The 13213-nt window shown below is 40.8% G+C and carries 15 protein-coding genes; 7 read left to right on the plus strand and 8 right to left on the minus strand.

Annotated features, from left to right (window positions below):
* The first annotated feature begins 23 nt into the window (after window positions 1-23).
* From sufB to ADHAQ_RS0123805, 6 genes are read left to right on the plus strand one after another with little or no spacing between them, the layout of a single operon-like run.
* Window positions 24-1469, plus strand: coding sequence for a Fe-S cluster assembly protein SufB (gene sufB / locus ADHAQ_RS0123780; protein ID WP_026465052.1), 1446 nt, complete (start codon window positions 24-26; stop codon window positions 1467-1469).
* 16 nt (window positions 1470-1485) lie between these two features.
* Complete coding sequence (gene sufC, locus ADHAQ_RS0123785) at window positions 1486-2253, plus strand: Fe-S cluster assembly ATPase SufC (RefSeq protein WP_026465053.1); 768 nt, start codon at window positions 1486-1488, stop codon at window positions 2251-2253.
* A 2-nt stretch (window positions 2254-2255) separates the two neighbouring features.
* The gene (sufD, locus tag ADHAQ_RS0123790) at window positions 2256-3602 is read left to right on the plus strand and encodes a Fe-S cluster assembly protein SufD (RefSeq protein ID WP_026465054.1); all 1347 of its coding nucleotides are present in this window, start codon (window positions 2256-2258) and stop codon (window positions 3600-3602) included.
* A 4-nt stretch (window positions 3603-3606) separates the two neighbouring features.
* Window positions 3607-4857, plus strand: a complete 1251-nt coding sequence (locus ADHAQ_RS0123795) for an aminotransferase class V-fold PLP-dependent enzyme (RefSeq protein ID WP_051360131.1) — start codon at window positions 3607-3609, stop codon at window positions 4855-4857.
* A 10-nt stretch (window positions 4858-4867) separates the two neighbouring features.
* Window positions 4868-5296 (plus strand): SufE family protein, encoded by a 429-nt coding sequence (locus ADHAQ_RS0123800; RefSeq protein WP_026465056.1) that lies wholly within the window; start codon window positions 4868-4870, stop codon window positions 5294-5296.
* Window positions 5293-5604, plus strand: a complete 312-nt coding sequence (locus ADHAQ_RS0123805; protein WP_026465057.1) for a metal-sulfur cluster assembly factor — start codon at window positions 5293-5295, stop codon at window positions 5602-5604. The genes ADHAQ_RS0123800 and ADHAQ_RS0123805 overlap by 4 nt, the downstream gene beginning before the upstream one ends.
* A gap of 40 nt (window positions 5605-5644) precedes the next feature.
* On the opposite strand, the gene ADHAQ_RS27505 is transcribed toward ADHAQ_RS0123805, so the two are convergent.
* Complete coding sequence (locus tag ADHAQ_RS27505) at window positions 5645-6487, minus strand: DUF481 domain-containing protein (RefSeq protein WP_051360132.1); 843 nt, start codon at window positions 6485-6487, stop codon at window positions 5645-5647.
* A 310-nt stretch (window positions 6488-6797) separates the two neighbouring features.
* Window positions 6798-7958 carry a glycoside hydrolase family 5 protein gene (locus ADHAQ_RS0123815; protein WP_026465058.1) on the minus strand — a complete coding sequence of 387 codons (1161 nt, stop codon included), beginning with the start codon at window positions 7956-7958 and terminating at the stop codon, window positions 6798-6800.
* 362 nt (window positions 7959-8320) lie between these two features.
* Between ADHAQ_RS0123815 and ADHAQ_RS0123820 the strand changes: the two genes are divergently transcribed.
* Window positions 8321-9688, plus strand: coding sequence for an MBL fold metallo-hydrolase (locus ADHAQ_RS0123820; protein ID WP_026465059.1), 1368 nt, complete (start codon window positions 8321-8323; stop codon window positions 9686-9688).
* A 282-nt stretch (window positions 9689-9970) separates the two neighbouring features.
* On the opposite strand, the gene ADHAQ_RS0123825 is transcribed toward ADHAQ_RS0123820, so the two are convergent.
* The 6 genes from ADHAQ_RS0123825 to ADHAQ_RS0123850 form a co-directional block, all read right to left on the minus strand.
* Window positions 9971-10525, minus strand: coding sequence for a hypothetical protein (locus ADHAQ_RS0123825; RefSeq protein ID WP_026465060.1), 555 nt, complete (start codon window positions 10523-10525; stop codon window positions 9971-9973).
* A 1-nt stretch (window position 10526) separates the two neighbouring features.
* Window positions 10527-10796, minus strand: a complete 270-nt coding sequence (locus ADHAQ_RS0123830) for a ubiquitination-like system serine protease family protein (protein WP_051360133.1) — start codon at window positions 10794-10796, stop codon at window positions 10527-10529.
* Window positions 10793-11356, minus strand: a complete 564-nt coding sequence (locus ADHAQ_RS0123835) for a glycoside hydrolase family 108 protein (RefSeq protein ID WP_026465062.1) — start codon at window positions 11354-11356, stop codon at window positions 10793-10795. The genes ADHAQ_RS0123830 and ADHAQ_RS0123835 overlap by 4 nt, the downstream gene beginning before the upstream one ends.
* A 10-nt stretch (window positions 11357-11366) precedes the next feature.
* Entirely contained in the window at window positions 11367-11690 is a 324-nt protein-coding gene (locus ADHAQ_RS0123840; RefSeq protein WP_026463669.1) for a hypothetical protein, read from the minus strand.
* A gap of 3 nt (window positions 11691-11693) precedes the next feature.
* Window positions 11694-11969 (minus strand): hypothetical protein, encoded by a 276-nt coding sequence (locus tag ADHAQ_RS0123845; protein ID WP_026463668.1) that lies wholly within the window; start codon window positions 11967-11969, stop codon window positions 11694-11696.
* Window positions 11970-12031: 62 nt separating this feature from the next.
* The coding region (locus tag ADHAQ_RS0123850; RefSeq protein WP_026465063.1) for an SGNH/GDSL hydrolase family protein at window positions 12032-13213 on the minus strand (1182 nt) is incomplete at its 5' end.

Genomic DNA, 13213 nt, shown 5'->3' on the forward strand with positions numbered 1-13213 from the left:
TAATAGTTAGCTAATTGGCAGGAATGAAAGATAGTAATGAAATAATTAATGACTTTGCCACGAAAGAGTACGAGTATGGCTTTGTCACGGACATTGAGATGGAGATTGCTCCTGCCGGCCTGGACGAGGATGTAATCCGGTTTATTTCAGCAAAGAAAAATGAACCAGAATGGTTACTGGAATGGCGGATGAAAGGCTACCACGCCTTTTTAAAAGATCAGTTACCAAATTGGCAAAACTTTGAGATGCCGGAAATGGATTTCCAGAAGATTTCCTATTATGCGGCACCTAAAAACAAAAAAAAATACAATAGTTTAGACGAAGTAGATCCAGAGTTATTGGCTACGTTCGCCAAATTGGGTATTCCTTTAAATGAGCAGAAAACTTTAGCTGGAGTGGCCGTTGATGCTGTATTTGACAGTATTTCGGTAGCTACCACATATAAAGGGAAACTGAAAGAGATGGGCATTATTTTTTGCTCAATCAGCGAAGCCGTACAGGAACACCCGGAATTGGTAAGAAAATATTTAGGATCGGTTGTACCGCATTCTGATAATGTTTTTGCTGCCTTAAATACAGCTGCTTTCTCCGATGGTTCATTCGTATATATTCCTAAAGGCGTTCGTTGCCCAATGGAATTATCTACCTACTTCCGGATTAACACCGAAAATACAGGTCAGTTTGAGCGTACTTTAATTATTGCCGACGAAGGTTCTTATGTAAGTTACCTAGAAGGCTGTACAGCTCCAATGCGCGATGAGAATCAATTGCATGCAGCCGTGGTGGAATTAATTGCCATGGAAAATGCTGAGATTAAATATTCTACCGTTCAAAACTGGTACCCAGGCGATAAAGACGGCAAAGGCGGTATTTATAACTTTGTAACCAAACGTGGTATTTGTAAAGGTGCCAATTCTAAAATTTCCTGGACCCAGGTTGAAACTGGCTCTGCAATTACCTGGAAATACCCTAGCGTAATTTTGCAAGGCGATAATTCCAGCGGCGAATTTTATTCGGTGGCAGTTACCCGTAACAAGCAGATTGCTGATACCGGTACAAAAATTTATCATTTAGGTAAGAACACCAAGAGCCGGATTATATCTAAAGGTATTTCGGCTGGCGAAAGTAATAACAGCTACCGGGGATTGGTACAGGTAGGCCCAAAAGCCGATAATGCCCGTAACTTTACCCAGTGCGACTCTTTATTAATTGGTAGCCATTGTGGCGCTCATACGTTCCCGTATATCGAGACGAAGAACAGCACCGCTATGGTAGAGCACGAAGCTACTACTTCTAAAATTGGGGAAGACCAGATTTTCTACCTGAACCAACGCGGAATAGACTCCGAGAAAGCAGTAGCTTTAATTGTAAACGGATACGCAAAAGAAGTATTAAACCAGCTTCCAATGGAATTTGCCGTAGAAGCTCAAAAACTATTGTCAATCACGCTGGAAGGAAGCGTGGGTTAATTCAAACATATATTAAATGCTGAGCATTAGAAATTTGCATGCCGAAGTTGAAGGCAAAAAAATCTTAAAAGGAATAAATCTGGAGGTTAAGGCTGGCGAAGTACACGCCATTATGGGACCAAACGGATCTGGTAAAAGTTCTTTATCATCAGTATTAGCGGGCCGTGAAAGTTACGATGTAACCGAAGGCGAAGTATTATTTGATGGCAAAGATTTATTGGACATGGCTCCGGAAGTAAGAGCCCGCGAGGGTTTGTTCCTGGCTTTCCAGTATCCGGTAGAAATCCCGGGTGTTTCTAACATCAACTTCCTGCGCACAGCTTTAAATGAAATTCGGGAATACCGGGGCATGCCTCAAATGGAAGCCAAAGAATTTTTAAAGCTGACAAAAGAAAAACAAAAGCTGGTTGAGTTTGAAGCTAAATTAGTAAACCGTTCCCTAAACGAAGGTTTTTCGGGTGGGGAGAAAAAACGGAACGAAATTCTGCAGCTGGCTATGTTAGAGCCAAAGTTATCCATCCTGGATGAAACTGACTCCGGTTTAGATATTGATGCATTACGCATTGTTTCAAATGGTGTTAACGAACTCCGGAATGCAAATAATGCCTTTGTTTTGATTACCCACTATCAGCGTTTACTGGAATACATTGTTCCGGACTTTGTACACGTATTGTATGATGGCCGAATTGTTAAATCTGGCACGAAGGAATTAGCCTTAGAACTAGAAGAAAGAGGCTACGATTGGATTAAAGAAGAATTTAAAACAGAAGAAACAGCAGGATAATCATGGCAAATCAAGTATCCGTACCGCTATACCTGGACCTGTTAAACGGGTTTGAGGGATGGCTAGCTATGGAAGGATCAGAGGAGAATGAGTCGGTGCTGCAGCTTCGCCAGAAGGCCTTTGAACAATTTAAACAATTAGGTTTTCCATCCCGCAAAGTGGAGGATTGGAAATATACGCCGGTGCAACCATTTCTGCAGGAGCCTTTTGAATTCAGCCCGGTTGCTGTACAGAATGCAGCGCATGCTGCTATAAACCTGGAAAAAGCTTATATAGATGGATTAGAAGCTTATAAGATTGTGCTGGTAAACGGCAAATTTCAGTCTGCTTTATCGGATAATAACTTACCAGCTGGTGTTACCATTAAGCCAATATTGGAAGCACAGGAAGAACCTGCTTTTGCGCAATATTTTGGTAAAGTAGTAAATACTTCTAAATATCATTTCCCAGCCTTAAATACAGCTTTCTTTTCAGATGGTTTGTTTATTGAGGTAGCGGCAAATACGGTGGTAGATAAACCATTCTACCTGGTTCAGATCTATACCGGTAATAAAAACCTGTTCGTTCAGCCACGTAATTTAGTAGTGGCTAACCGGAGTGCTGGTATTACTATTATTGAATCAATAGTTTCTGAAAATCCGGAAAGCAATTTATTTGTAAACACGCTTACGGAAGTGGTGGTAAAAGAAAATGCCCAGGTTAATCATTACCTCTTGCAAACAGCAGGTAAAGGTTTTCGGCAGGTAAACCACACGGAGGTAAGCCAAAAGCGGGACAGTGTTTACAGCAACTATACGTTTTCGTTGCCTGGTGCCGATTTACTCCGGAATAACCTGCACGTAAACTTAGACGATGAACATACTGAAAGCCATTTATATGGTTTATACCTGGTAGCAGACCGTCAGTTAACCGATAACCACTCTTTTGTAAGCCACCTGCACCCTAACTGCCAAAGCAATGAGGTGTATAAAGGCGTTTTATTAGATAAAGGAACGGGGGTTTTTAACGGTAAAATATTTGTAGAGCGCGATGCGCAGAAAACAAATGCCTTCCAGCAAAACAATAACCTGCTTTTAAGCAATACCGCCACTATTAACTCAAAACCACAGCTGGAGATTTATGCAGATGATGTAAAATGCAGCCATGGTTCTACAGTTGGTCAGTTGAGCCAGGAAGCTATGTTTTACTTAAAATCAAGGGGTATAGCAGAACAGACTGCCCGCCGTTTATTGGTAAGTGCCTTTGCTTTTGATGTAACCCAAAACATCCAGATTCCGGCTCTGGAAGAACATATTAACAACTTAATTATACAACATATTCCTGCTGAACAGGAGTTGGTAAAAGCATAAAGCTATGCGGGATAATTTAACGGTAGCAGCTGGTACGCTGCTGGATGTGCAAAAATTACGGGCGGAGTTTCCAATACTACAGACAACTGTGTACGGGAAACCCCTGGTATATTTGGATAATGCGGCCACTACCCAAAAGCCGCAACGGGTAATTGATGCTATTACAGGATATTATTCTGAGTACAATAGCAATGTGCACCGGGGTGTACATTACCTGAGCCAGAAAGCAACTGCTGCCCACGAGGAGTCCCGCCATAAAGTTGCCGCTTTTATAAATGCGCCGCATGTACACGAAGTAATTTTTACCCGGGGTACAACCGATGGCATTAATATCATTGCCAGCAGCTTTGGCCGTAAATTCTTAAAGGAAGGCGATAGTATTCTTATCTCGGCCATAGAGCACCATTCTAATATAGTGCCCTGGCAGATGATTTGTGAAGATCGGGGCGCCAACTTAAAGGTGATTCCGGTAAATAATAAAGGCGAGCTTATTATGGATAGCCTGGATGATCTACTGGATGAGACTGTAAAGCTGGTTGCCGTAACGTATGTTTCTAATACTTTAGGTACAGTAAATCCGGTAAAGGAAATTATTGAAAGAGCCCACCAAAAAAGTATTCCGGTATTGGTTGATGCGGCTCAGGCGGTACAACATATCCAGCTGGATGTACAGGAATTAGATGCTGATTTCGTGGTCTTCTCTGGTCATAAAATGTATGGCCCGACCGGCATTGGTGTTCTTTACGGTAAAGAAGCCTGGTTAAACGAGCTCCCTCCTTACCAGGGTGGAGGCGATATGATTAAATCAGTAAGCTTTAAAAAAACCACCTACAATGAGCTTCCTCTTAAGTTTGAAGCAGGTACGCCTAGTATAGCTGAAACAATTGCCTTGGGCGTAGCCGTGGATTACTTGCAGGAGATTGGTATTGCGAACATTCAGGAAACCGAACATCAACTATATGCTTATGCTGTTGATGCCTTAAAAACAATAGATGGATTACGTTTTATTGGGGAAGCAAAAAACAGGGCAGCCTCTATTTCTTTCCTGATAAACGATATTCATCCCTTTGACTTAGGTGAAATCTTAGATAAGCAAGGCATTGCTGTTAGAACCGGCCATCACTGCACCGAACCAATTATGCAACATTTTAATATTCCGGGTACTGTAAGAGCTTCTATTGCTTTCTACAATACCCAGGAAGAAATAGATCAATTGGTAGCTGGCATTAAACGGGCAGTTACTATGTTAAGCTGATTAAATTACCATGACCATACAAGAACGGCAAGACCAGATTATTGAAGATTTTGAAATGTTCGATGAATGGATGGATAAATACGAATATATTATCCAGCTAGGGAAGGATTTGCCTCAGATTGAAGAGCAATACAAGACCGCTGATAATATTATAAAAGGCTGCCAATCTAAAGTGTGGTTACACGCTGATTATCTGGACGGAAAGTTATTTTTTACAGCCGATAGTGATGCCGTAATTACTAAAGGACTAGTGAGTATGGTAGTACAGGTACTTTCGGGTCATACGCCTAAAGAAATTGCTGATGCCAATATTTATTTTATAGAAAAAATTGGTTTGCAAAATCACCTGTCTCCTACCCGTTCCAATGGATTACTGGCCATGCTAAAGCAAATTAAAATGTATGCGGTTGCATATCAAAGTCAAGCATTAAACAAATGAATGCAGCTGAATTAAGAGACCAGGTAGAAGAGGCGTTAAGAACCGTAAAAGATCCGGAAATTCCGGTAAATATTTACGACTTAGGGCTGGTATACGAAGTAAAGATAGAAGATGGCAATAAAGTACGGGTTACTATGACTTTAACTGCCCCTGCCTGCCCTGCTGCCGGCGATATCATTTTTGAAGTACAAAGTAAATTAGAAGCCATTGAAGGCGTAGTAGATGCCTATGTACTTCTAACCTTTGACCCACCCTGGACTCGCGACATGATGAGCGAAGAGGCTAAACTGGAATTAGGCTTCTTATAATTTTTGTTTTTTACTGGGTATTGCTAAACCGGATAATTACCTAAAACTGTACAATAAATCCATTAGTTAAGGAATACACAAACTTAGTAACCGGTACAATAGGAGCATCTTCATAAGTATAATTAAAGCTGGTTTTAAAGGAAAGTAATTTATTTACTTTAAAATTTAATCCAAAATTTCCACTTACCCTGTTCCGGAAACGGTCAATAAGGGAGCTGTAACCGACCTGATAATACGTAATAGCGGCCGATTCAACATTTTGGTTTATTTTAAGTTTTGCGCTGGCATAACTTGTTGATTTTATTAAATTAGATACTTCAATGGCATTGTCTCTTTCGGGATTCCGCCACTCTTCATGCTCCCGCATTACACCCGTTCCTAAATAAACACTTAACTTTTTATCCTCCTCCGGAAATAATCTAAACCGGAGATAAGACCCCAATAAAGAACGATATCTTAACCCCCGTGCTCGATCAGCTTGTGCCTGCGTAAATAATTCGTAGGATAATCGACGGGCTTCATAAAAATTTACCCGGAAATGAGAATACCCTTGTTGAGCTACTGTATTACGTTGTTCTTTGGTATCGTAATTAACCAGTAAATAATTAAAGTAATTTAACAGGATATAAGTATGCTTCTTGGAGTTATAAGTAACATTGCTGTTAAACAAGAACTGAAGGTAATTATTAGGTTGATTCCGACCGGCATTTTGATTAAACATAGAAAAGTCTAACCCCACCTTTCCTACAAAATAATTACTGGTATCCCGCCCAAGGCGCCCTTGTTCAATATTTACAATTTGTGCTTTAGCCGGATTAGAAAAAAGAAAAACTGCCGATAGCAAAATAAATAAAGGAAAGCAACGAAAGAAAAGTGAACCCATCCTGTCTAAATTACCTAAGTTTATCGCCCGAAGGTACTAATTAATAAAGAATGGCTAAAACAAAATGCCTTCTAACATGAAGGCATTTTGTTTTAGTGATAGTTCATGGCAAGATAACAGCACCATCTAAATCAGCCCATAATCAGCCAAATAGTGTCCGTACCCTTCCATTACCGGTATTACAACACGTAAAGACACCTATTTTTAAAACTTGCCCACTTTAAGAAAATGTATATGCTGGAAAGCAAGATCTATTAGATTACAATCAATTTATTATTGAAGTATTTCTTCTTCAAAATTAAATGAACTGTTAGGCTTTCCGTAATACCTCCAGCAGTTTACGATCTAATTTTTGCCCATGCCAATCCTCATAAACAATATTGGTACGGCCGGAATTTAAAACACCAAAATCTCCATCGAATTCCCACAGCGCGAAACCTATACCGTTTTCCGAAAGAATACCGAGCACGTCAGTAAACCAAGCCAGAAATACATTATGCGGGGTTTTATTCCAGGCACCACATTCTCCACAATGAACACCAACCCCACTTTTGGCTAACGCAATCCAGGGCTGGTAAAACTCTTCTAACATGGCCCGGCTTAAATACTTATTGCCAACTTGTCCAGGCCATTTAGGTTCAGGTAAATTATCCGGATCTTTATTTGCCCAGGGAGCTTTGTAATGAGAAATTATTCCGGGATTGTACCCCCGGCAACTTTGGGCAATATTTAAATCGGTAATTTCTGGAATAACGGTTGTTCCGGTATTATTGCCATCGGCTATTACCAGGTGTTTCGGATTTTCTTTCCGGATAGCTTCTGAAGCGGCTTTGGCTACTTTTCGATAAACATCGCCCGGAACTGTACTGCGCCGGGAGTGCTGGTCGTTCATATCCTCGCGCATACTAGGCTCATTTAACAAATCGAAACTGATTTTTTTGGATGAAACGTTTTTGTACTTCTTGGCCCACATGCTCCAATGGTAACAAAAGGCTTTCAAGGCTTCGTCGCTGGTCCAGAGGTTGTAAGGCTCATGAAAGCCGGCATTTACACAATACCCTGGCGCCCGGTGCAGGTTTAAACTTACGTGCAGGTTATACTTTTGTGCTGTATGAACCAGCTTATCAATTTGCTCTACCCGCCTTTCATCTATTTTATACACTTCTTCGGGCGTAATATTGCGGCTCCGATCTATGTCCAGGTAGAATGGATAAGCCATTGGTACCCGTACAAAATCAAAGCCCCAATCCTGCATCCATTTAAAGTATTCTTCTGGCGTTTGTTTGCGGGTTCTGTTCGGGTCGGGCGAAAAGAAATCAAGCAGGTTAAAACCTTTCCATTTAGGTAAATTATTTTTAACAGGAGGCTCAAAAGCAGCCCAGGCTGGCGTACCGGCAATACCTATCCCGGCAGTTAATAAACCTGCCTTTTTTATAAAGTCACGGCGAGGAAGTTGAGGTTCAGTTTTCATGTAAATTTTACTAAAGTGGTGGAAATAGATTAGAAATAAAAAAATCAAAATTATTGTCCTCTAAAAAGTACTCTTTTTTAAAATAATCTAAAAGAACAAGTACCGAATTTATTTAATTAAACTATTCAACCAAGGTTTGCTTCTTCCTAAATCATCCTAAAACAAGCTAAAGAATAAGGGGATTTTATAATCCGGAGGTGTCAAAAATTGTATATTTTATTCTGGAGGCACCTATTTATTTTAAATAATCAAGAGGTAAACCTTTTCTTCCCGAAAAAGAGCAGAAACCACTTCTACCCAAGCAACAGGTAGTACCGGTATCCGTACAAAGCGAACCATTTTATAAATAAAGAATTTAATTTATGACCATATCTTTTTACGGCGCTGCCCAAAGTGTTACCGGCAGCAAACACCTGGTTACGTTAGAGAACGGGAAACGCATTTTACTAGATTGCGGCATGACCCAAGGGAAAGGTGAGAAAAACGAAGAACAAAACCGGGATTTTGAATTTGAACCTGAAAGAATAGATTACTTAATACTCTCTCATGCCCACATAGATCATTCCGGACTTATTCCACGATTAGTTAAATTAGGTTTTTCAGGTCCCATTTACTGCACCCCTCCTACCCTGGAAATGTGCGAACTTCTGTTGCGGGATAGTGCTAATATCCAAAGCTATAATACCGAAGCCCAGGAAGGCCCACTATATACCTTAGAAGATGTAGAACAAGCCCTAAAGCAATTTAAAACTGTTCCTTATAATAAAGTATATAAAATTGATGAGGACATAGAATTGCTTCTCACAGACACCGGACACGTGCTGGGAAGTGCGGCTATAAATTTAAAAATTCAGGATAATGGTCAGGAAAGAAGCCTTTGCTTTAGTGGCGATATTGGCCGGTTTACCAATCGTATTCTTAAAGAGCCGCAACCTTTCCCACCGGCCGAAATTATTCTGTGTGAATCTACTTATGGCGATAAAGTACACGATTCGCTGACCAATACGGAGGATCGGCTAGAGAAAATTATTCAGCGGGTTTGTGTAGAACAAAAAGGGAAGCTGCTGATTCCAGCCTTTAGTATTGGTCGTACCCAGGAGCTAATTTATTCTTTAAACTACCTGGCAGAAGAAGGGCGGTTACCCGATATTAAGGTTTTTGTAGATAGCCCGCTTTCGGTTTACGCAACTGACATTTTACGGGAGCACTCCGAGTGTTTTAATGATACGATGCTAGATTATATAAAATTTGATCCGGATCCCTTTGGGTTTCCGCAACTAAGTTATGTTACAGAAGCAGCAGACTCTAAAGAAATTAATAAACTGGATGAGCCTTGTATTATTATTTCTTCTTCGGGCATGATGGAAGCGGGTCGCATTCAGCACCACTTAAAAAACAACCTTTCTGACCCCAACAGTGCTGTATTGGTTACCGGCTACTGCGAACCTAATACGTTAGGAGGTAAATTGATGAATGGAGCTGACAAGGTTTATATTATGGGCGATGAAGTGGCTGTGAAAGCGGAAGTTTTAGTAATGAAAGAATACAGTGCCCACGGCGACTACGGCGACATAGCTAAATTTTTGCATTGCCAGGATAAAGAGAAGATTAAGAAAATATTTCTGGTACACGGAGAAAAACGAGTTATGCACCAGCTAAAAAATGATTTGGAAGATCTGGGTTATGCTAATATTGAAATCCCCGACCTGCGGTTATCGTATGCCGTTTAATTTTTTTCCTAATGCGCTAAATCTGGGGAATGCCGGCAGTACTGTAAATTAAAAATTTCTTTTCCGTAGAAATATAAAAACTAAAAGCTTAGAGAAATGAGAGATATATCGGAATATATCTAACCAAACTTTTATTTAGCTGATAATCAGCTTATTGCAAATGCTACTGATAATACTACTGATAATCATCTGCTATAAAATGAAAAACGCTCCCAATGAGAGCGCCCTTCTTTTCAATTATGCTAAAACAAAGATACGAATTCTAATTACATTAGTAAAGCCTTATACATTATTCCTTTTCAGGAAGTAAGCGGCGGCAATTGTCGCTATCACTACCACAATAACCACCCATAGCAAACTCTTATCTGATTTGGTTGCTGTGGGTACGTTGTGATCTCCTTTAATAGCGTTCTGGCCTTTGAGCTTTTCCTTGTTCTCTTGATTGCCGGTTTGCGTAGCTGGTGCAATAGAGCTGCCAGCCGATGCTACCTGGTAGTTGATATTGATAGCTGAATTCTTGAGCTTAGTTTTTTTAGGACCAAATAGCCGGGTTATGAAACCTGTTTTTTTACCTGACGTCGGTAATACCGACACCAGCTTTCCCCCTGGCGTATGTTTAATATACGTCAGGTTGTTTTCCTCCATTGCTTGCTGAATTCCCGGATACATCCAGACCAAGCTATCCAATGGTGAGCCATTCTCATAAGGAGGCATGGAATTAGCCTGATTGATTACAGGCTCCTTGGTCAATACATTGGTATCCTTTTCAGGTTTACCAGTTTTGCAGCTCAAAGGCAGTAACAGCAGGAGCAACAATAATTTGTAGATGTGTTTCATATTATAATTCAGGAAGGCTTACAGTTAAACCAGCTAATTCATGTGTACAATCAGATAAGAATTGAATATTTCCATCCGTAATGAAACTATGGCAAACCATATCTTTGCCTTTATAGTGGAACCGAACTAAGATTGAAGCTCTTACAGTTGGCTTTTCAGGATCGTTATTATAGGTCCAAATCTTATTTGAAAACCCATGCGCTGTTTTACAACCGGGACAATAAAAGTGGTGGGTATGAGGATGCCCCTTTTCTATTTCTATTATTTTCATGCCACCCGTTGCTCGATCCAACCATTTGCAAATACTTCCTGTGTAGGGTCTTTCTCTACAATCTCCACATACCGGGCAACCTGTAAACCATTCAGGGTTTTCAGTAACCGGGTAGGATAAGGATATTGATTGATAGCCGCTACAGTTGCAGGACCGCAAACACCATCCACTTTCAGATTCGGAGCTAACTGGCCTCCCTTATTCAGGAAGTTAATAGCCCGTTGTACAAACCTTACCGGCACACCTGGTCCCATGTTAACACCCGTATCAAAGATTTCATTAGCCACTTCCTGATTCTGTACCTGGTCTAACAGGTTCACATCCCAGAAGTGGATTTTATAAAACTTCAGCACCAGCTTCTGCAGGTCTACCAGTTTGTAAAGCGAGGTAGGAAAGCCGGGTTTCTTTTTAGCATTATCAACTAGCTCCCAGCCTTTCCATTTCGGGTGCATGTTCCGGGCAACTCCTTTCCAGGTCTGTCCGCCTCTGTCTTTTGGGTTGTCGCTCCAACCACCTTCTGCTTTTTTTGTGATGTTGTAAGCAAGTAAAAAATTAGCCATATGTTTTTAATTAATGGTTTGTTGTGTGTTCAGGATAAGCAGGTGACAATGGCACTCCATTCTCATCTCCTCTTTTCCGGTTCTGGAATTTCCCCAGAATAGTCAGGTAAGAACTACCCAAAGCAATACCCAGGAATATCAGGATCAACTCAATCGGCGGCTTGATAATCTTGATAGGGCTTTTGGCTGGCAAGTCCACCTCAATCAAATAAGGCAAGCTAAAAACCACCGAGAGCCACGTAAACAGGAACACCTGCAGCCGCTTCATGGAGTACTCACCCGTAAGGGTGTTTTTAGTGGTATCACACCACATCTTTTTGATCACTTCTAACATAGGTTAAGGCCCATCGTCTCCTTTATGTTTTCTTATAAAGCTGTAAATCACTTTATCCATTTCAGTAAAGGACCTCCTCAGTGATGCACATTCCCTTTTAAGCTCATTGACTTCATTTTTCAGGAAGTCCACAATGTTTAATTGGCTTTTTAAGTCCATCATTTCGGTAGCCATGTAATCAATCTTATCCAGCACCCTTTTCAGGAAATGAGCCACCACACCCAGCAGCGTAATGATTATAAAACCGGCAATACTAATGAGGACTTCTTCTAATTTCATCGAACAGGTTATGGCTTAAACTGGTAGGGTGCAGGAGGTGTAAATGGCTTTATTCATATTAATTAACAAATAGCGTGAATAAACTGGTAAAGCGGTTCGGCAAATAAGTGCCGCCCTATTGGGTTAATTGGATGCGTCCCATCATTTAGAGATTGTTCGATTAACCCGGTTTGACTATCCGTTGAAACAGTGTTCATGGGATAAATAAACTGGTCAGTCAGGTAAGCATGAGCGCCAATCACATAAATGTTGTTATTTTGCTGGTTACCGTATAATTCGCAAAGCTTTAAGAATGTCTTGACATAGCCATCGTACCAGAGCGGGTTAAAGTAAGAATTATTGCCATTCATCGGCATGGCAATTCCTATCTTGGCATTTGGACAAGCTGACCGGATAGAAGCAATAATAATCCGGTAAGCTTCTAAGGCGTTGGCTACCCCGATATTAGTCCCATCATTGTTAATGTCGTTGGTCATAAAGTTTAAAACCACCACATCCGGATCGGCAAAACTGAACCGATTCAGGTAGAACCGAAAATCAAAGATGTAACCGTTTTTAATATCTTCTGCCGCGTCTGAACCCGTGGCTACCCGAATAAAAGGGTTCCGGGTGTCATTCCCAAGACTTAAAGCCTGGGCTTCAGAGCCAATTGGCAAAGGAGCGTGCCCATTACTATTTTGAATGTACACAAAGTCAGCGCCCTTCCATCCTCCCCGGCCTTCTGAATAATACGCCCCATTTAGCCTGGTTCCTATTGAAGTAGCGGTAATATTACCAGAGGCAAACTTTTCCAGTAACGGAGTTGTACTTTGTGCTACTGTACTATCGCCACCATACCAGACGTTAATTGATTTAGTCTTATTAGCCGGGCTTTTGTGCACGGTTAACGCTAATTGCATTTCCCGGTCAGCTAAACCGGCATTACGAAGAGTTAAAGTAGCTGTACTTCCTAGTCTATCTGGATTAACTTCTAAAGTGTTAGTAAATAAAATATTGTAAGGTAACTTAGCATTATTAATAGATTGAAAAGCAGCAACTCTACTAGCTACAGTTTTATTACGATCTGGCAACATAGAGGAAAGGTAAAGTTGAAAAGGTCTACCTTCCACTACAAATAACTTATTAGGGAAAATAAGTTTGGTATCCGCTGTACTTAAATCACTGGTATTAGGAGTCGTAGCTGTAACACCAGTGGTTTCCAAGGTAACCACCCGGCTTTGCAAGGATGCTAAAGTAGGCTCTAT

It is taken from the genome of Adhaeribacter aquaticus DSM 16391 (assembly GCF_000473365.1).
Taxonomy (GTDB): domain Bacteria; phylum Bacteroidota; class Bacteroidia; order Cytophagales; family Hymenobacteraceae; genus Adhaeribacter; species Adhaeribacter aquaticus.

Excerpts from the sequence above, each read along its gene's own strand:
- sufB (WP_026465052.1), top strand. The coding sequence starts at position 24 with ATGAAAGATAGTAATGAAATAATTAATGACTTTGCCACGAAAGAGTAC.
- sufC (WP_026465053.1), top strand. The coding sequence starts at position 1,486 with ATGCTGAGCATTAGAAATTTGCATGCCGAAGTTGAAGGCAAAAAAATC.
- sufD (WP_026465054.1), top strand. The coding sequence starts at position 2,256 with ATGGCAAATCAAGTATCCGTACCGCTATACCTGGACCTGTTAAACGGG.
- ADHAQ_RS0123795 (WP_051360131.1), top strand. The coding sequence starts at position 3,607 with ATGCGGGATAATTTAACGGTAGCAGCTGGTACGCTGCTGGATGTGCAA.
- ADHAQ_RS0123800 (WP_026465056.1), top strand. The coding sequence starts at position 4,868 with ATGACCATACAAGAACGGCAAGACCAGATTATTGAAGATTTTGAAATG.
- ADHAQ_RS0123805 (WP_026465057.1), top strand. The coding sequence starts at position 5,293 with ATGAATGCAGCTGAATTAAGAGACCAGGTAGAAGAGGCGTTAAGAACC.
- ADHAQ_RS27505 (WP_051360132.1), bottom strand. The coding sequence starts at position 6,487 with ATGGGTTCACTTTTCTTTCGTTGCTTTCCTTTATTTATTTTGCTATCG.
- ADHAQ_RS0123815 (WP_026465058.1), bottom strand. The coding sequence starts at position 7,958 with ATGAAAACTGAACCTCAACTTCCTCGCCGTGACTTTATAAAAAAGGCA.
- ADHAQ_RS0123820 (WP_026465059.1), top strand. The coding sequence starts at position 8,321 with ATGACCATATCTTTTTACGGCGCTGCCCAAAGTGTTACCGGCAGCAAA.
- ADHAQ_RS0123825 (WP_026465060.1), bottom strand. The coding sequence starts at position 10,525 with ATGAAACACATCTACAAATTATTGTTGCTCCTGCTGTTACTGCCTTTG.
- ADHAQ_RS0123830 (WP_051360133.1), bottom strand. The coding sequence starts at position 10,796 with ATGAAAATAATAGAAATAGAAAAGGGGCATCCTCATACCCACCACTTT.
- ADHAQ_RS0123835 (WP_026465062.1), bottom strand. The coding sequence starts at position 11,356 with ATGGCTAATTTTTTACTTGCTTACAACATCACAAAAAAAGCAGAAGGT.
- ADHAQ_RS0123840 (WP_026463669.1), bottom strand. The coding sequence starts at position 11,690 with ATGTTAGAAGTGATCAAAAAGATGTGGTGTGATACCACTAAAAACACC.
- ADHAQ_RS0123845 (WP_026463668.1), bottom strand. The coding sequence starts at position 11,969 with ATGAAATTAGAAGAAGTCCTCATTAGTATTGCCGGTTTTATAATCATT.